Genomic DNA, 18,175 nt, shown 5'->3' with positions numbered 1-18,175 from the left:
CACGTTGCGGAGTGCGCCGTCCTCGACGTCCAGATCGACGACGACGAGCTTGCCGCCGGGCGCCTTGTACTGAACGTGTTCGGCGACCACCCCTTTTCGGCACGACGCGAAACCCCGCCCCAAAGCTGCGTAAGGTTCAGGTAACCGACCGGTACGAGCAGAGGGAGGGAGCCGACATGGACGAGAAGGAAGCACCCCGCGTGGGCGCGGCCGTCAAGCGGCGCCGCAGAGCGCTTCAGCTGACCCTGGCCGTCGTCGCCTCCCGCAGCGGCCTGTCCGTCCCCTTCCTCAGCCAGGTCGAGAACGATCGCGCCCGCCCCAGCCGCCGCTCCCTCGAACTCGTCGCCGAGGCCCTGGAGACCACGGCCGGCGAACTCCTCGCCGCCGCCGAGGCCTCCCGCACCATCGACGTCGTACGGGCCGGGGAGCGCTCGCCCGGCCTGCCCCCGGGCGTCCGGGCGCTGGTCCGCGGCCGCCACCAGCTGCACGCCCTGGAGTTCACCGGCGAGCAGGACGCGGGCCGCGAGTTCCAGCACCGGAACGACGAACTCCTCTACGTGGCCGACGGCGCCGCCGAGGTCGAGGCCGAGGGCCGCGCCCACCGGCTCGGCCGCGGCGACACGCTCTACCTCTCCGGCGGCGTACGGCACCGCTGGCGCGCCACCGAGCCCGGCACCCGCCTCCTCGTCGTCGCCGTCGGCGACCACGTCGAGGCCGAGGTGGAATGAGGGCCACGTCCCAGTGAGGATCACGTCCTGATGAGAGTCGTCTCCCTGGTGCCGTCCCTCACCGAGGCCGTCGCCGTCACCGCCCCCGGCGTCCTCGTCGGCGCGACCGACTGGTGCAGCCACCCCGAGGGACTCGACGCCGTCCGCATCGGCGGCACGAAGAACCCCGACGTCGCGGCGATCACCGCACTCCGGCCCGACCTCGTCATCGCCAACGAGGAGGAGAACCGCGCCCCCGACCTCGCCGCCCTGCGGGCCGCCGGACTCGACGTCCTGGTCACCGAGATCCGCACCCTCGACCAGGCGCTGCGGGAACTGGAACGGGTCCTCGCCGCCTGCGGCGCGCCCCGGCCGCGCTGGCTCGACGAGGCGGAGGCCGCCTGGGAGACCGTCGCACGCCTCGAACCGGCCACCGCCGTCGTGCCGATCTGGCGTCGGCCCTGGATGGTCGTCGGCCGTGACACCTTCGCGGGCGACCTGCTCGCCCGCCTCGGCGTCCGGAACCTGTACGCCGACCACCCCGAGCGCTATCCGCGCGTCCCGCTCGACGAACTGCGCGCCTGCGCCCCCGACCTCGTCGTCCTGCCCGACGAGCCCTACCGCTTTACGCGCGACGACGGCCCCGAGGCCTTCCCCGGGACCGCCGCCGCCCTCGTCGACGGGCGCATGCTCACCTGGTACGGGCCGTCACTGGCCGAGGCCCCGCGGGCGCTGGCCCGGGCCCTTCGAGCAGCGCACCGCTGAACAGCCCGCGCACGGTGTGGAAACCGGCCACCAGCCAGGCCGCCACGAGGAACGCGTACAGGACGATCGCCAGCCACCGGAACGCCGCCAGACCGGTGTGCCCGGCCAGGCCCTCGGCACCGGTCACACAGGTCCCGACCGGGAAGGTGAACGCCCAGAAGGTCATCGCGAAGCCCATGCCCCGCCGCCGCGCCCGCAGCACCATCGCCCCGGCGAGCGCCAGCCACAGCAGCGCGAAGCCCATCACGGGGACCCCGTAGAGGACGGCGAAGGCGGCGAAGCCGTGGGCGTACGGGGCGGGCAGCACGCCCGCGGCCGTGTCGGCGAACTTGTTCGCGGCGGTCGTCGACTGGCCCAGCGGCCCGAGGACCAGGAAGAGGGTCGGGGTGAGCGCGAGCGGCAGCGGGCCGCCGGTGACGAGCCGTCCGAAGAGCAGCGGCAGCATGACCAGAGTGGCGAGCAGACTGACGCCGAACAGCGCGTAGCAGCCGACCAGCAGGGTCTGTTGCGCCTGCCCGGCGGGCAGATGGGGCACGAGCAGCGGGCCGAGCGCGGCGGACACCATGGGGGCGACCACCGGCAGCAGCCACACCGGCGACGCGCCCTCGATCCGGTGGTGCACCACCATGAGGTACGGGACGCCCACCGCGGCCACCAGGCCGATCGCCGTGCCGGCGGCGAACAGGACGGCGTCGAGGGCGACGGCCGCCGGAAGCCCGACCCAGTCCCGGCCCACGATCACCGCCCCGCCGCCGACCGCGAGCAGCGCCATCGACAGACAGCCGTAGAACGGCGCCATCGCCGGGTCCATCAGATGGGCGCGGGCCCGGTCCCGGTGGCGGGTCCAGTGCGCGGCGCGGGCGGTGAGCAGGGCGAGCAGCATGGCGAGCGACAGGACCCAGACCGCCGCGCAGGCCGTACGGAGACCGGGGACGTCCAGGGGGAGGGCGGCGCCCGCGTTGGCGACGACGGCCGTGCCCATCACGGAGGCGTACCAGTTGGGTCCGAGGTGACGGACGGAACGGGTCGCCCGGGCGCCGGGGGTGGTGGCGCGGAGGGCGGGGAGGGAAGGTGCGTGGCTTGCCATGTTCCGATCGTTTCGCGCCGGAACGGCCCCCACCAGGGACGTTGCGACTATGAGGCCATAAGCTGACCTTATGAGCAGCGAGCCGGGCCAGACGCCGACCCCCTCCCCCCACCGGGGCCTCTCCCACCGGGTCCCGGACCTCGGCGCGCTCGAACTCCTCCTCGCCGTCGCCCGGCACGGGAGCCTCGGCGCGGCCGCCCGCGAGGTCGGGATCACCCAGCCCGCCGCCAGCAGCCGCGTCCGCTCGATGGAACGGCAGCTCGGCGTGGCCCTGCTCGACCGCTCCCCGCGTGGCTCCCGGCTCACCGACGCCGGCGCCCTCGTCACCGACTGGGCGCGGCGCATCGTGGAGGCCGCCGAGGCCTTCGACGCGGGCGCGCAGGCGCTGCGCGGCCGGCGGGACTCGCGGCTGCGGGTGGCCGCGTCCATGACGATCGCCGAATACCTGCTGCCGGGCTGGCTGATCGCGCTGCGCGCCGAGCGCCCCGACACCGCCGTGTCGCTCCAGGCCGGGAACTCGGCGGCCGTCGCGGAGCGCCTCCTCGCGGGCGAGGCCGACGTCGGCTTCGTCGAGGGGCTCGCCGTGCCGGACGGCCTCGACGGCGTCGTCGTCTCGCACGACCGGCTCGCGCTCGTCGCCGCGCCCTCCCATCCATGGGCCCGGCGCCGGAGCCCGCTCGACCCGGCCGAGCTCGCCGCGACCCCGCTGATCCTGCGGGAACGCGGCTCCGGCACCCGGCAGGTCCTCGACGCGGCGCTCTCCGCGCACGGCGGGCTCGCGCAGCCGCTCCTCGAACTCGCCTCCACGACGGCGGTCAAGGCCGCGGTGGTGAGCGGGGCGGGGCCCGCGGTCCTGAGCGAGCTCGCGATCACCGAGGAGCTGGCGTCGCGCCGCCTCGTCGCCATCCCGGTGGAAGGGGTGCTGCTCCGCCGCGACCTGCGGGCGGTGTGGCCGACGGGCCACCGCCCGACGGGCCCGGCGCGGGACCTGCTGTCGCTGACGCGGGGGTGACGCGGGGGCGGTGCCCTGCGTTGTGGGCCGCGCCCCGCCGGGCGGTGCCCACCCGCCGTGTGGGCAATTGTCCCGCAGGGCGGGACGGGTGGGCACACGGGACGGCGCCCCTGCCGGCGCCGGAGGCTTTAGGGCCTTGCCGGTGCCCCGGAGGGCCGTACCCGTCTGCGGGCCGGTGGTCGGTTTGTGCCCACCCGTTCCGCCCTGCGGAACGCCTGCCCACAAACCGGGGCGCGGGTGGGGCGCGGCGCCCACAAACCGGGGCGCGGGTGGGGCGCGGCGCCCACAAACCGGGGCGCGGGTGGGCGCCCGCGTAAACCGGCGGCGGGGTGCGGCGCCCCGCAGACCGAGGCGCGGCACAGCTGCCGGGCCCGTCAGAGGTCCGTCGCCCGGAACGTCACCCGACCCCCCACCGCCGTCAGGCGGACCGGGACGTCCGGGAGTTCCGTCGCCGGGGTCGTCAGCGGGTCCGCCGCCAGGACCGTCAGATCGGCGCGGTGGCCGACGGCCAGACGACCCGCCTCGTGCTCCTCGCCCGCCGCGTACGCCGGCGCCGTCGTCATGCCCCGCAGCGCCTCCAGCGGCGTGAGCGCCTGCTCCGGCCCGTGCGGCGCCTGCCCGAGGTCACGGCTCGGGCGCCGGTGCCGGGCCCCGGCCATCACGCCCAGCGGCGGGAACGGCGCGATCGGCCAGTCCGAGCCGAGGACCACGGTCGCACCCGAGTCCGACAGGTCGCGGCAGCGCCACGCGCGCGCGGCGCGCTCCTCGCCGAGGCGCCGCGACCAGTTGTCGGTGTGGTCGGCGCGGGTGAAGTCGCAGCAGTGCGTGGGCTGCATCGACGCCAGGACGCCCAGCTCGGCGAAGCGGCGCAGCGTGTCGTCCGGCACCGTCTCGATGTGCTCGACCCGGTGCCGTACCCCGCCGCCCCCGGCCGTCCGCGCCTTCTCGACGGAGTCCAGGACGTGCCGTACGGCCGCGTCGCCGATGGCGTGCGTCGCGGTGGCCACGCCCGCCCGGTGCAGCTCCCCGATGATCCGGGTGTACGCCTCGGGGTCCGGCCAGAACGCGTGCGTGGACTCGCCGTGGCAGTCCGGCCGCTCCAGCCACGCCGTGCCGTTGTCGATCGTCCCGTCCATGAAAAGCTTCACGCCGGCGACCCGCCACAGCTCCCCGCCCGTGCCCTGCTGCTCGATCAGCGCGCGCACGCCGTCGGCGTCGGTGCCCGGCTGGCACCAGGGCGCGACCCGGAGCCGCAGCGGCAGCTCGCCGGCCGCGTCGAGCTCCCCGTACAGGGCGAGGCTGTCGCCGTTGGCGTCCATGGCGTGGCCGCCGGTGAGGCCCGCCGCCGCCATGGACCGCAGCGTCGCCGCGAGCCGCTGCCGGCTCTCCTCGCGCGTCGGCCGGGGGGCGACCCGCTCGACCAGCTCGCAGGCGGCGTCCTCCTGGAGCAGCCCGGTCGGGCGTCCGTCGGCGTCGCAGACGACCTCGGCGGAGGCCTGGTCGAAGGCGCGGGGGCCGTCGACTCCGGCGAGTTCGAGGGCCCGGCGGCTGGCCAGGGCCGAGTGCGCGTCGAAGAGCAGCAGGAAGGCCGGCACTCCGTCGAGCACCGTGTCGAAGGGGGCGGTGCCGACGGGCCGGTCGCCGAAGACGTTCGGGTCCAGACCCCAGCCGAAGAGCCACTGGCCGCGGTCGAGGGACCGCACCTCGCGCGCCAGCGCCTCCCGTACGTCGTCGAGGTCGGCGCAGTACGACAGGTCGAGGCCGTGGGTGAGTTCGGCGCCGGAGACGGGGTGCAGGTGGCCGTCGACGAAGCCGGGGGTGACGACGGCCCCCTTGAGGTCGACGACGGTCGTCGCCGGAGCGGCCAGCGCCCGGATCTCGCGGTCGTCGCCCAGGGCGGAGATCCGGCCGTCGTCGGAGACGGCGAGCGCGGTCTCCGTCAGGAACGCCCCCGTGCCGGGGTCGAGCAGACGGGCGGAGTGCAGGACGAGTCGGGTGCGCACGGTGGCTCCAGGAAGAGTGCGAAAGGTGGTGGGGGTGGCGGGGTCGGAGGGTGGGGCGTGAGGCAGTGGGCGGGGTGACGGCCGTCGGCGAGCGGCCCGGCGTCGGCCGCGGGCACCGTTCGCCGACGGGGGTGGCCCGGTGTCGGCCACGGGCACCGCTTGCCAACAGGGACGGCTCGGCGTCGGTCGTCGGCACCGCTCGTCGGCGGGACCCACGGGACCCACGGGACCCGCGGTCGAGCGGCGTCCGACGCCCGGCGCCCGACGTCCGGCGTCCGACACGGCGCGGTGGTCTCCGCTCGTCAGCGGGGCTCGGTCGGTTCCCCCGGTAGTCGTACGTCGGTCAAGGCGCCGTACGGCAGGCCGAGTTCCCGTTCCGCCGTCGTCACCGCCATCCGTGTCACCGCCTCCGGGCGGTTGCCGCGGTCGGTGTTGGCGTGGGCGCCGAGGCCGTCGAGGACCACCAGGATCTGGATGGCCGCCGCGCGCGGGTCGTCCGTGCGGAACTCGCCGCGCTCGACGCCCTCGCGGATGAGTCCTTCGAGGCGGTCGTCGGAGGCGAGCTCCTGCTCGGCGACCCGGTCGCGGAGCACGGGCCGGTAGCGGCTGAGGTGCCGGGCGTTGATCCACAGCCGGCTGATGTCGTCGTACGCCTCTCCGGCCGAGAGGGCGAAGTAGCGCGCGAGGTACTGCGTGGGGGTCCCGTCGGGGCGGTCGGCGGGCAGCAGGGCGTCGAGCTCGCCGGTGGAGGCGACGCTGAAGGCCTCGGCCACCAGATCCTCCGCCGAGGGGAAGTAGTGGCTGATCAGACCGGGGCGCACGGCGAGCTCGTCGGCGATGCGCCGGAGCGTGACGCACTCCAGGCCCTCGGTCAGGGCGACGCGGGCCGCGGTCTCCACGATCTCCGCCCTACGGGCCTCGGGAGTTTTCCGAATTCTCTTGCGCTGGACGCTTGACGGCATACCGGCGATGCTATTGAGTGTGCGACCAATAAGCAACCAGGTGGGCATCACACGCATCCGGAGGGCCGCATGGCTTCCACGATCCCCGACCCCGGCGCCGCCCGCGCCGAGGTCACCCCGCCGGCCGACCGGCCCGGCCGCATCGAGGCCCACGGCATCGATCACATCTCCGACGCGGAGCGCCACGGCGACCCGCGCGAGCTGTTCGCCGTCTGGGCCGCCGCCAGCGTCAACTACCTCAGCCTCGTCGTCGGCGGCGCCCTGGTCCTGATGGGGCTGACCCTCTGGCAGTCGCTCGCCGTGATCGTCGTCGGCAACCTCTTCAGCGTGCTCACCGGCCTGGTCGCCGCCCCCGGCCCCGCCGCGGGCGCGCCCAGCGAGGTCATCACCCGCGCCCTCTACGGCGTCATCGGCAACCGCGTGAACAACGCGGTCGGCGGCTGGCTCGTCTCCGTCTGCTACTTCGCCCTCAACCTGGCCGCCGCCGCGACCGCCGCCTTCGCCCTGGTCGAGAAGGCGGGCATCACGGCGAGCACCCCGGTGAAGGTCGCCGTCATCGTCGTCATCGCCGCGCTCACCCTCGGCATCAGCGTGTACGGGCACGGTCTGATCATCAAGCTGTACCTGCCGATCACGCTGGCCCTGGCCGGCTCCTTCACCGTCGTCGCGCTGGCGGTCTTCAAGCACGCCGACTTCTCGTACGTCCCCGCCGAGTCGCTGACCGGAGCGGACCTGTGGGCGGTGCTCGTGGCGGGCACGGCGATGGTCGCCTCGGGCCCGCTCTCGTACACCACGAGCGCCGACTTCTCCCGCTACCTGCCCCGCACGGCCTCGCCGAAGGCCGTCGCCGGCTGGACCGCGCTCGGCTCCTTCGTCCCGAGCGTCGTCGTCTGCGCGCTCGGTGCGTTCGCCGCGACGGCCGTCGACATGACGGATCCCCAGAACGCGCTCCAGGAGATCCTGCCCGGCTGGTTCACGCCGGTCTTCCTGCTGTCCCTGGTCCTGGGCACGATTTCCGTCAACGCCCTGACCGCCTACAGCGCGGGCCTCGCCCTCCAGGCCGTCGGCCTGCGCATCCGGCGCACCGTCAGCGTCCTCTTCGACGGCGTCGTCGCGGTGAGCCTCACCCTCTACGGGCTGCTCGTCTCCAACTTCCTCGACACCGTCAGCAACGCCCTCCAGGTGATCACCGTCCTGATCGGCCCGCTCATGGCCGTGTACGCGACGGACGTCGTGCTGCGCCGCAACCGGTACGACGGCGTCGCGCTCTCGGACGAGACCCCCGAGAGCCCCTTCTGGTTCACCGGCGGAGTCAACCTGGCGGGGGCCGTCTCCCTGCTGGCGGGCGTGGCCGCCGCCGCCCTCTGCGTGAACACCCTCTACACCGGCCCGGTCGCCGCCGCCCTCGGCGGCATGGACCTCTCCCTGCCGGTCGGCATGGTGGTCTCCACCGTGCTGTACGTGGTGCTGGGGCGCCGCGCGGTCGCGGCGACCACCGCCCACTGAGCCGCGGGGCGGCCGGAGCCCACCCCGGCCGCCCCGTACCCCTTCCGGCGGGACTACCGGCCCGCCGCCTCCACCAGGCCGCGCATCACGCGCAGGTCCTCGCCCATCTCCGGGTGCCACTGCACCCCGAGCGCCCAGGCCGGTGCGGCCAGTTCCACGGCCTCCACCGTGCCGTCCTCCGCGTGCGCCGAGGCCGTGAGCCCCGCGCCGAGGCGGTCGACGGCCTGGTGGTGGTAGGTCGGGACCTCGGCGAGTTCGGGCACCAGCGAGGCGTACCGCGTGCCCGGCACCGGCTTCACCGCGTGCCGGCCGATCACGCCGACCGCCTCCACGTGCCCGTCCAGGTGCTGGATCAGCGTGCCGCCGAGCGCCACGTTCAGGAGCTGCATGCCCCGGCAGATGCCGAGCAGCGGGGTGCCGGAGGCCAGGGCCGCGTCGACGAGGGCCAGCTCCCAGCCGTCCCGGGCGCGGGCCGGCGGGCCGGTGCGGGGGTCGGGCTCGGCCCCGTACCGCACGGGCTCGACGTCCGCCCCGCCCGCGACGACGAGGCCGTCGAGCCGGGCCACGACCGCCGCCGCGTCCTCGGGCCCGCCCGGCGGCAGCATGACCGCGAGCCCGCCGCTCTCCCGTACGAGACGCGGGTACTGCGCCGGGAGCAGCGCGGCGGTCATGTCCCACACGCCCCAGCGCGCCTGGTCCAGATAGGTGGTCACGCCGATGAGCGGCTTGGTCACGGAACTTCCTCCAGGAAGGGAAGGGGCATCAGTCGCGTTCGAGTTCGGCCTCGGCCGCGGCGAGCGCCGCGAACTCCTCCTCGGGCGCCCTGGCCACCAGACGGTGCCGACTGTAGAACGCGAAGTAGCCGAGGGCGATCACGTACACACCGAGCGCCATGAAGGCCGCCGTCCGGTCCACCAGGAAGGTCGCGACCAGCGCCGACAGGGCCAGGACGAAGGCCACCGACGAGGTCACGATCCCGCCGGGCGTGCGGTACGGCCGGTGCAGCCCCGGCTCGCGGCGGCGCAGCACGATGTGGGAGAGCGCCATCAGGGCGTACGAGATGGTGGCGCCGAAGACCGCGATGTTCAGCATCCGCGCCCCGTTACCGGTCCCGGCGGCGAGCGCGAAGCCGATGGCGCCCGGGATGAGCAGGCCCAGGTAGGGCGACTTGCGGCGGCTGGTCAGGGAGAGGAACCGGGGCAGGTAGCCCGCTCGGGAGAGGGCGAACAGCTGGCGCGAACCGGCGTAGATGAGGGAGAAGAAGGAGGCGACCAGGCCCGCGAGGCCCGCGTAGTTCACGAAGCGGCTGAGCGCCGTCGGCTCCCCGTCGCCCTGGAGCGCCACGACCAGCGGGTTGCCGGCCTCCTGGACGGCGGCCGCGCCGCGCGCCCCGGTGGCGGCGAAGAAGGTCATGACGGCGAGCAGCACCAGGATCCCCATCGAGATCGCGAGCGCCCTCGGCATCGACCGCACCGGGTCCTTTGCCTCCTCGGCGGCGAGCGGCACGCCCTCGACGCCGAGGAAGAACCACATGCCGAAGGGGAACGCGGCCCAGATCCCGAGCAGTCCGAAGGGCAGCCAGGAGTTCGAACCGAAGGCCGCGCCGTCGACCGGGATGTCGTTCAGGCCGTCCACGTGGAAGTCGGTGAGCGCGCCGAGCGCGAAGACGACCAGGGCCGCGACCGCGATCGCCGTCACGATCAGGCTGAAGCGCAGCGCCTCGCCCACGCCCCACAGGTGGATGCCGATGAAGAGCGCGAAGCAGACCAGGTAGACCGGCCAGCCGGACTCCAGGCCGAAGAGGCCGAGGGACTCGACGTAGTCGCCGATGAAGATGGAGATCGCGGCGGGGGCGAGGATGTACTCGATGAGGATCGCGGTGCCGGTGAGGAAGCCGCCCCAGGTGCCGAGCGCCCGGCGGGCGAAGCCGTAGCCGCCGCCCGCGGTGGGCAGGATGGCGGAGAGCTCGGCGAGCGCGAAGACCAGACAGGCGTACATCGCGCCCATCAGGACGGTGGCGACGGCGAGCCCGCCGAAGCCGCCCTTCGACAGGCCGATGTTCCAGCCGGAGAAGTCCCCGGACACGACGTACGCCACGCCGAGGCCGGTCAGCAGCAGCCAGCCGGCGCTGCCGCGGCGCAGGGTCCGGCGTTCGAGGTAGTCGTCCTTCGACTGCGTGGTGTCTTCCAGCGTCATGGCAGCGTCAGCTCCCCGCAACGGGCCCAATGGATTGGTGCCATACCTTTGCGGCGCCCGTGCGGGATGCGCAACCCCCCTGCGTTACTTTCGGGTTACGGGGACGAGGGCCGCGCTCACGTCAGGAAGCCCCGCAGCAGCGCCGCCGTGCCCGAGCAGTGCTCCCGCATCACCTCGCGCGCCGCGTCCGCGTCCCCGTCGAGCACGGCCTCCACCAGGGCGGTGTGCTGGTGCTGGGAGTGCTCCAGATTGCGTACGAGCAGGGGGATGCAGTCCAGGAGGTCGTTCACCGTCGCCCGTACGGCGGCGTACTGGGCCGTCAGCGTCGGCGAGCCGGAGAGCTCCGCGAGCGTGAGGTGGAGCAGGGTGTCCTGGCGGCGGTAATCGGCCAGCGGGGCGTCATGGGTCGCCGCGAGGGCCGTCCGCAGCCGCTCGGCGCCCGCCGCGTCGAGGCCGTGGGCCGCGCACAGCCCGGCGGCCCCCACCTCCAGGACCTCACGGAAGCGCAGGGTGTCCTCCATGTCGACCGTGGCGATCCGGCGGCGCAGCTCGTCCTCGTCGGCCGTCTGGACCCGGGGCAGCACGAACGTCCCGCCGTACCGGCCGCGCCGGCTCTCCACGAGCCCCTGCTCCTGGAGGACCTTCAGGACCTCGCGCAGGGTGACCCGGCTGATCCCCATCCGGTCGGCGAGCTCCCGCTCGGCGGGCAGCCGCTCCCCGCCGGGCACCAGGCCGAGCCGCACCACCTGGAGGATCTGCTCCAGGGCCTCCTCGAATCCGTTGCCCGCCCGCACCGGCCGCAGCACGGGCGTCAGCCGGTCCGCCGATTCACTCGTACTGGCCACGTTCTCGTTTCCCTTCCTCCAGCACTTCCCAAGCAATGGTCTTCCGCAATACCTTATGGCTCCCGGCAGGCCGAAGGAGGAGCAATCCCGTGGCAGACCGCACACCCCCGCTCACCGTCGAGGAGCTGCGCGCCCTCGTCGTGAGCGGCGAGATCGACACCGTCGTCCTGGCCTTCCCCGACATGCAGGGAAGACTCCAGGGCAAGCGGTTCGCCGCACCGTTCTTCCTGGACGAGGTCCTCGGCCACGGCACCGAGGGCTGCAACTACCTCCTCGCCGTCGACACCGAGATGAACACCGTCGACGGCTACGAGATGTCCTCTTGGGACCGCGGCTACGGCGACTTCGCCATGCACCCCGACCTCACCACCCTCCGCCGCCTCCCCTGGAACGACGCCACCGCCATGGTGACGGCCGACCTCGCCTGGGCCGACGGCACCCCCGTCGTCGCCGCGCCCCGCCAGATCCTCCGCCGCCAGCTGGAGCGCCTCGCGGAGCTCGGCCTCACCGCCCACGTCGGCACCGAGCTCGAGTTCATCGTCTTCAAGGACAGCTACGAGCAGGCCTGGGACGCGAACTACCGCGGTCTCACCCCCGCCAACCAGTACAACATCGACTACTCCGTCCTCGGCACCGGACGCATCGAACCGCTCCTGCGCCGCATCCGCAACGAGATGGCCGGCGCCGGACTCACCGTCGAGTCCGCCAAGGGCGAGTGCAACCCCGGCCAGCACGAGATCGCCTTCAAGTACGACGAGGCCCTCGTCACCTGCGACCAGCACGCCGTCTACAAGACGGGCGCCAAGGAGATCGCCGCCCAGGAGGGCTTCTCGCTCACCTTCATGGCGAAGTACAACGAACGCGAGGGCAACTCCTGCCACATCCACCTCTCCCTCCAGAACGCCGACGGAGAGAACGTGATGGCCGGGGACGACGAACACCACATGTCCGAGACCATGCGGCACTTCCTCGCCGGACAGCTCGCCGCCCTCCGCGACTTCTCCCTCCTCTACGCCCCCAACATCAACTCCTACAAGCGGTTCCAGCCCGGTTCCTTCGCGCCCACCGCCGTCGCCTGGGGCCACGACAACCGCACCTGCTCGCTCCGGGTCGTCGGCCACGGCCGCTCCACCCGCTTCGAGAACCGCCTCCCCGGTGGCGACGTCAATCCCTACCTCGCCGTCGCCGGCCTGGTCGCCGCCGGCCTGTACGGCATCGAGCAGCGCCTCGAACTGCCCCCGCCCTGCACCGGGAACGCGTACACCGCCGAATACGCGCACGTCCCCACCACCCTGCGCGAGGCCGCCGAACTCTGGGAGACCAGCGAGATCGCCAAGGCCGCCTTCGGCGCCGAGGTCGTCGCCCACTACCGCAACATGGCCCGCGTCGAACTCGACGCCTTCGACGCCGCGGTGACCGACTGGGAGCTGCGCCGCTCCTTCGAACGCCACTGACACGCCACTGAGAGGAATGCGTTGCTCCAGGCACTTCAGGTACTGAACCCGGCGACCGAGGAGCTGGTCGCCACCGTCCCCGCCGCCACCCCCGCCGACGTCGACGCCGCTGTCGCCCGCGCCACCGCCGCCCAGCGCGGCTGGGCCGCCGCCGCGCCCGCCGACCGGGCCCGGCTGCTCCGCCGCTTCGCCGCCGTCGTCGACGACCACATCGAGGAACTGGCCCGCCTGGAGGTCACCGAGGCGGGCCACACCATCGGCAACGCCCGCTGGGAGGCCGGCAACGTCCGCGACCTGCTCGACTTCGCCGCCGGGGGAGTGGAGCGCCTCAACGGCCGCCAGATCCCGGTGGCCGGCGGCCTCGACATCACGATCCTCGAACCGCTCGGGGTCGTCGGCGTCATCGCCCCCTGGAACTTCCCCATGCCGATCGCCGCCTGGGCCACCGCACCCGCCCTCGCCGCAGGCAACGCCGTCCTCCTCAAGCCGGCCGAGACCACCCCGCTCACCGCGCTCCGCCTCGCCGAACTCGCCCTGGAGGCCGGCCTGCCCGAGGGCCTGTTCCAGGTCCTCCCCGGCACCGGCCCGGTCGCGGGCAACGCCCTCGTCGAACACCCCGGCATCGCCAAGATCGTCTTCACCGGCTCCACCGGGGTCGGAAAGTCGATCATGGCGAAGTGCGCCGACCAGGTGAAGCGGGTCACCCTCGAACTCGGCGGCAAGAGCCCCAACATCGTCTTCGCCGACGCGGACCTGGAGGCCGCGGCGGCGGCGGCTCCGATGTCCTTCCTCGACAACAGCGGCCAGGACTGCTGCGCCCGCACCCGCATCCTCGTCCAGCGGAGCGCGTACGACCGCTTCCTGGAGCTCCTCACCCCCGCCATCGAGGAGATCGTCGTCGGCGACCCCGCCGACGAGCGCACCCAGATGGGCCCGCTCATCTCCCGCGCCCAGCTCGACCGCGTCCGCTCCTACGTCACCGACGATCTCGACGGCATCCGTGGCAAGGCCCCGGAGGGCCCCGGCTTCTGGTTCCCGCCGACCGTCCTCACCGGCGTCGCCGAGAACGCCCCCTGCGCCGTCGAGGAGATCTTCGGACCCGTCGCCGTCGTCCTCCCCTTCGAGGACGAGGCCGACGCGATCCGCCTCGCCAACGCCACCGAGTACGGCCTCTCCGGCTCGATCTGGACCCGGGACGTCGGCCGCGCCCTGCGCGCCTCCCGGGCCGTCCGGGCCGGCAACCTCTCCGTCAACTCCCACTCCAGCGTCCGCTACTGGACCCCGTTCGGCGGCTACCAGCAGTCCGGCCTCGGCCGCGAACTCGGCCCCGACGCCCTGACCGCCTTCACCGAAACCAAGAACGTCTTCATCAGCACGGAGGCCTGAGCACCCATGAGCAGCACCGAAGAGAACATCTGCCGCCGCCTCGTCGGCCGCACCGCCGTCATCACCGGCGCCGGCAGCGGCATCGGCCTCGCCGCCGCCCGCCGCCTCGCCTCCGAAGGCGCCAACGTCGTCTGCGGCGACATCGACGAGACCGCCGGCAAGGCCGCCGCCGAGGAGGTCGGCGGCACCTTCGTCCGGGTCGACGTCACCGACCCGGAAGAGGTCGAGAACCTCTTCAAGGTCGCCTTCGACACCTACGGCTCCGTCGACATCGCCTTCAACAACGCCGGCATCTCGCCCCCCGACGACGACTCCATCCTGGAGACCGGCCTGGAGGCCTGGAAGCGCGTCCAGGACGTCAACCTCACCTCCGTCTACCTCTGCTGCAAGGCCGCCCTGCCCTACATGCGCCGCCAGGGCAAGGGCTCCATCATCAACACCGCCTCCTTCGTCGCCATCATGGGCGCCGCCACCAGCCAGATCTCGTACACCGCCTCCAAGGGCGGCGTCCTCGCCATGTCCCGCGAGCTGGGCGTCCAGTTCGCCCGCGAGGGCATCCGCGTCAACGCCCTCTGCCCCGGCCCGGTCAACACCCCGCTCCTCCAGGAGCTCTTCGCCAAGGACCCCGAGCGGGCCGCGCGCCGCCTCGTGCACATCCCCGTCGGCCGCTTCGCCGAGGCCGAGGAGATCGCCGCCGCCGTCGCCTTCCTCGCGAGCGACGACTCCTCCTTCGTCAACGCCAGCGACTTCCTCGTCGACGGCGGCATCTCGGGCGCGTACGTGACCCCCCTCTAGGCCTCACCCCCTAGGCCCTCACCGCCGCCACCCCGTTCCCCCACCCGACAGCCGGGCGTCGCAAGGCGCCCGGCTGTCCGCGTACACCCAGGAGAGCGTTCATGAACGACAAGCTCCGCACCTTCGCCGCGGCGGCCGCCCTCGCCCTCGCCGCCACCGGCCTCCTCCCCGCGGCGAACGCCGGGGCCGGGCCCGCCGGATGCCCCGCCCTGAAGATCTCCGACGGCTGGTACGGCGACAACAAGGCGCGCATCGACGCCCTCGTCGCCGACCACTGCGAGGACAGGAACGGCCGGAAGCCGGTCGCGGTCTTCGACTGGGACAACACCGTGGTCAAGAACGACGTCGGCGACGCCACCTTCTCCTGGCTCCTGCGCAACGACCGCATCCGGCCCCCGAAGGACGGCGACTGGTCCACCACCAGCCGCCACCTCACCCCCGAGGCCGCGACCGCCCTCGGCCGGGCCTGCCCCACCGGCGTACGCACCCTCCCCACGGCCACCGACACCCGCTGCGCCGACGAACTCCTCTCCGTCTACGCGAACGGGACCACGACCGCCGGCAGGACGGCCTTCGCCGGCCACGACCACCGGCGCACGGAACCCCAGTACGCCTGGCTCGCCCAGCTCCTGCACGGCTGGACCACCCGCCAGGCCGCCTCCTTCGCGGCCGCCGCCCGCGCCGAGAACCTCGCCGCCCCGCAAGGCGCCACCCAGCGGGTTGGCACCGCACAGGTCACCGGCTGGGTCCGCTACTACGACCAGCAGCGCGACCTGATCCGCGCCCTCCGGGACGGCGGCTTCGACGTCTGGATCGTCTCCGCCTCACCCGAACCCGTCGTCGACGTCTGGGCGAAGGGCGTCGGCATCGACCCCACCCACGCCATCGGCATCCGCAACACCACCGACCACGGCCGCCTCACCACCCACCTCAAGGGCTGCGGCACCGTCCGGGACGGCGAGGACACGATGATCACCTACATCGACGGCAAGCGCTGCTGGATCAACCAGGAGGTCTTCGGCGTCCGCGGCCCCGCCGCCGAGCGCGTCCAGCCCGCCGACCGCCGCCAGGTCTTCGCCGCCGGCGACTCCGACACCGACGTCTCCTTCCTGCGGGACGCCACCGGGCTGCGCCTGGTCCTCAACCGCAACAAGAACGAACTCATGTGCCGGGCGTACGAGAACGGCGACGGCCGCTGGCTCGTCAACCCCATGTTCATCGAGCCGAAGAAGCAGAAGGCGACGCCGTACCCCTGCTCGACCACCGGCTACACGACGAGCGACGGCACCGCGCAGCCGGTCCGGCGCCCCGACGGCAGCATCGTCCCGGACCAGCCGGACACGGTGTTCTAGAGGAAGGTCATCCCCTCGCCCCGGTACGTGGGCACGGTCGACGCGACGCGATCGCCCTCCACCAGGTGCAGGCTCTCGAACCGCTCGCACAGCTCCCCGGCCTTCGCGTGCCGGAACCAGACCTTGTCGCCGATCCGCAGGTCGTCGGCGGGGGAGCCGAGCAGCGGGGTCTGCACCTCGCCGGGACCCTCCTGCGGGTCGTACCGGAGCCCCTCGGGCAGGTACGGGACGGGCAGCCGGTCCGGACCCGCGGCCCCCGACGCCGGGTAGCCGCCGCCGAGCACCGTCACCACGCCCACACCCGGGCGGCGGACCACCGGCTGCGCGAAGAGCGCGGCCGGACGCCCGCTGAAGGACGTGTAGTTGTCGAAGAGACGCGGCACGAACAGCCCCGAACCCGCCGCGATCTCCGTCACCGCGTCCTCGGCGGCCGTGTGCTGCACGCTGCCGGTGCCGCCGCCGTTCACGAACTCCAGGTCCGGCGCCACCGCCCGGACGGCCCGCACCACGGCCGCCCTGCGCTCCGCCAGCTCCCTGCGGGCGGCGGACTGCATCAGCCGGATCGCCCGCGAGCGCAGCGGACGGCCCGCGACCGCGTCCCCGACGCCGGCGACATGCCCCTCGTACGCCATGATCCCGACCAGCCGGAAGCCCGGCCGCCGCACCACGGAACGGGCCAGCTCGGCGAGCTGGGCGGGCTCCCGCAGCGGCGAGCGCCGGGCCCCGACCCGTATCCGCCCCCCGAGCAGGTGCAGCGCCGTGTCCAGCTCCAGACAGACCCGCACCTCCTCCGTCCCGCCCGCGCGGGTCGCGTCGATCAGATCGAGCTGCGCCACGTCGTCCACCATCACGGTCACGGCGGCGGCGAGCTTCGGATCCCGCGCGAGCTCCCCGAACCCGGAGCGGTCCGCCGACGGGTACGCGAGCAGCACATCCTCGAACCCGGCGCGCGCCAGCCACAACGACTCGTCGAGCGTGAACGACATGATCCCGGCGAACCCGTCGCGCGACAGCACCCGCTCCAGCAGCGCCCGGCACCGGACCGACTTGCTCGCCACCCGGATCGGCTTGCCCCCGGCCCGGCGCACGAGGTCCGCCGCGTTGGCGTCGAAGGCCTCCAGGTCGACGATCGCCACGGGCGCGTCGAGGTGAGCGGTGGCCCGGTCGTAACGGGCCCGGTCGGCGGCACGGGGAGTCATGGCCCGAGCTTGCCAGACAGGTTTGGGGGGTGGGTAGCCCCTGAGTTCCCGTGCGCGGGGGAACAGCCCGTAGAGTGACGGGCATTGTCGACACGAGCGGGGGGACGGGGATGACCGGTGAGCACCGCCCCATGACCTCCCGCATCACGGACGCCCTGCTCCAGGCCCCGGACGCCGCGGACCTCCCGGCGGTCGAGACCACGACCCGCCTCCGCCCGATCCCCGCGACGGACCGGCCCTCCGCCCCACCGCCACAGGCGGCCACGCCGCCCCGCCCGGGGACACCGGTGCCGTCGCCCGCCCCGCCCCACCGGCCGACGCCCGCGCCGCCCGCGCCGCCCCACCGACCGTCGCCCGCGCCGGTCCACCGGCCGGCGCCCGCCCCGGCAACGTCCGTGCCGGCTCTCGTCCCGCCTCGACCTGCAGGGCTGCTTGAGGGCAGCGCAGGGGCGCCCACGCCCACACCCTCGGACGCGGCGACTTCGTCTCTCCCGGCGCCGTCGGGCCCCGGTGCCCCGTCGGCACCCAGCCCCGCGCGGCCCGCGGCCGCCCCTGCCGGGCCCACGGTCGCGGGCGCCCCTCGCGATGTCGTCCCCGCCGGAACCACGACTGCGCCGCCCCGGCCCACGGCGGCCCCGGCAGGGCCGACAGGCGCTCCCGTAAGGCCGATGGACGCCCCCGCATGGCGCGGGGCTGCCCAGGACGAGCCTGCCGGTGGCCGGGCCCTGCCTGCGGCCGTCCCTTCCGAGCCGACCGGTGGTCCTGCCCAGCCCGCAGGACCGACGGCTGCCCCTGCCGGGCCCACGGCCGGCCCCGCGCGGCCCGCGGCCGCCCCTGCCGAGACTGACCGCCGGGGTGATGAGCCGTACGCCGGCGATCACGGCGTGCGGCTCCCCGTACACCTCG

General features: G+C 73.9%; 15 protein-coding genes. 8 read left to right on the top strand and 7 right to left on the bottom strand.

The features are described from left to right. Nucleotides 1-176: 176 nt before the first annotated feature. Entirely contained in the window at nt 177-728 is a 552-nt protein-coding gene (locus tag ABZ318_RS33650) for a cupin domain-containing protein (RefSeq protein WP_356906232.1), read from the top strand. Nucleotides 729-758: 30 nt separating this feature from the next. Next, a complete protein-coding gene (locus ABZ318_RS33645; protein ID WP_356906231.1) occupies nt 759-1,472 on the top strand; it encodes a helical backbone metal receptor in 714 nt (237 codons plus the stop codon). On the opposite strand, the gene ABZ318_RS33640 is transcribed toward ABZ318_RS33645, so the two are convergent. Beyond that, complete coding sequence (locus ABZ318_RS33640; protein ID WP_356906230.1) at nt 1,399-2,559, bottom strand: TDT family transporter; 1,161 nt, start codon at nt 2,557-2,559, stop codon at nt 1,399-1,401. The two genes, ABZ318_RS33645 and ABZ318_RS33640, sit on opposite strands and share 74 nt — an antisense overlap. A gap of 70 nt (nt 2,560-2,629) precedes the next feature. Between ABZ318_RS33640 and ABZ318_RS33635 the strand changes: the two genes are divergently transcribed. Continuing rightward, nucleotides 2,630-3,571, top strand: a complete 942-nt coding sequence (locus tag ABZ318_RS33635) for a LysR family transcriptional regulator (protein ID WP_356906229.1) — start codon at nt 2,630-2,632, stop codon at nt 3,569-3,571. Between the two features lie 374 nt (nt 3,572-3,945). Here the strand turns inward: ABZ318_RS33635 and ABZ318_RS33630 are convergent, their stop codons facing one another. Then, nucleotides 3,946-5,574, bottom strand: a complete 1,629-nt coding sequence (locus ABZ318_RS33630) for an amidohydrolase (protein ID WP_356906228.1) — start codon at nt 5,572-5,574, stop codon at nt 3,946-3,948. A gap of 302 nt (nt 5,575-5,876) precedes the next feature. Beyond that, nucleotides 5,877-6,536, bottom strand: a complete 660-nt coding sequence (locus tag ABZ318_RS33625) for a TetR family transcriptional regulator (protein WP_356906227.1) — start codon at nt 6,534-6,536, stop codon at nt 5,877-5,879. A gap of 69 nt (nt 6,537-6,605) precedes the next feature. Here ABZ318_RS33625 and ABZ318_RS33620 point away from each other — a divergent pair, with 69 nt between their 5' ends. Beyond that, nucleotides 6,606-8,042: a cytosine permease gene (locus tag ABZ318_RS33620; protein ID WP_356906226.1), complete on the top strand. Its 1,437-nt coding sequence runs from the start codon at nt 6,606-6,608 to the stop codon at nt 8,040-8,042. Nucleotides 8,043-8,095: 53 nt separating this feature from the next. Here the strand turns inward: ABZ318_RS33620 and ABZ318_RS33615 are convergent, their stop codons facing one another. From ABZ318_RS33615 to ABZ318_RS33605, 3 genes are all read right to left on the bottom strand, one after another. Further along, nucleotides 8,096-8,776: a gamma-glutamyl-gamma-aminobutyrate hydrolase family protein gene (locus ABZ318_RS33615; RefSeq protein ID WP_356906225.1), complete on the bottom strand. Its 681-nt coding sequence runs from the start codon at nt 8,774-8,776 to the stop codon at nt 8,096-8,098. A 28-nt stretch (nt 8,777-8,804) separates the two neighbouring features. Next, nucleotides 8,805-10,238, bottom strand: a complete 1,434-nt coding sequence (gene eat, locus ABZ318_RS33610; protein WP_356906224.1) for an ethanolamine permease — start codon at nt 10,236-10,238, stop codon at nt 8,805-8,807. Nucleotides 10,239-10,354: 116 nt separating this feature from the next. Beyond that, nucleotides 10,355-11,083, bottom strand: coding sequence for an FCD domain-containing protein (locus ABZ318_RS33605; RefSeq protein WP_093876986.1), 729 nt, complete (start codon nt 11,081-11,083; stop codon nt 10,355-10,357). 89 nt (nt 11,084-11,172) lie between these two features. Between ABZ318_RS33605 and ABZ318_RS33600 the strand changes: the two genes are divergently transcribed. The 4 genes from ABZ318_RS33600 to ABZ318_RS33585 all read left to right on the top strand — a co-directional run bounded on the left by ABZ318_RS33600 (nt 11,173) and on the right by ABZ318_RS33585 (nt 16,070). Continuing rightward, on the top strand, nt 11,173-12,537 hold the full coding sequence (locus ABZ318_RS33600; RefSeq protein ID WP_356906223.1) for a glutamine synthetase family protein: 1,365 nt from the start codon (nt 11,173-11,175) through the stop codon (nt 12,535-12,537). A 21-nt stretch (nt 12,538-12,558) separates the two neighbouring features. Next, complete coding sequence (locus tag ABZ318_RS33595; RefSeq protein ID WP_356906222.1) at nt 12,559-13,923, top strand: aldehyde dehydrogenase family protein; 1,365 nt, start codon at nt 12,559-12,561, stop codon at nt 13,921-13,923. Between the two features lie 6 nt (nt 13,924-13,929). Then, a complete protein-coding gene (locus ABZ318_RS33590; protein WP_356906221.1) occupies nt 13,930-14,718 on the top strand; it encodes a 3-oxoacyl-ACP reductase in 789 nt (262 codons plus the stop codon). A 101-nt stretch (nt 14,719-14,819) separates the two neighbouring features. Then, on the top strand, nt 14,820-16,070 hold the full coding sequence (locus tag ABZ318_RS33585; protein ID WP_356906220.1) for a haloacid dehalogenase-like hydrolase: 1,251 nt from the start codon (nt 14,820-14,822) through the stop codon (nt 16,068-16,070). Here ABZ318_RS33585 and ABZ318_RS33580 read toward each other — a convergent pair. Further along, nucleotides 16,067-17,269, bottom strand: coding sequence for an amino acid deaminase/aldolase (locus ABZ318_RS33580; RefSeq protein WP_356906219.1), 1,203 nt, complete (start codon nt 17,267-17,269; stop codon nt 16,067-16,069). The genes ABZ318_RS33585 and ABZ318_RS33580 overlap by 4 nt on opposite strands. Nucleotides 17,270-18,175 lie beyond the last annotated feature (906 nt).

This window comes from Streptomyces sp. NPDC006197, from assembly GCF_040613865.1.
GTDB lineage: Bacteria > Actinomycetota > Actinomycetes > Streptomycetales > Streptomycetaceae > Streptomyces.
This window is presented reverse-complemented; position numbering and strand designations above follow the sequence as displayed.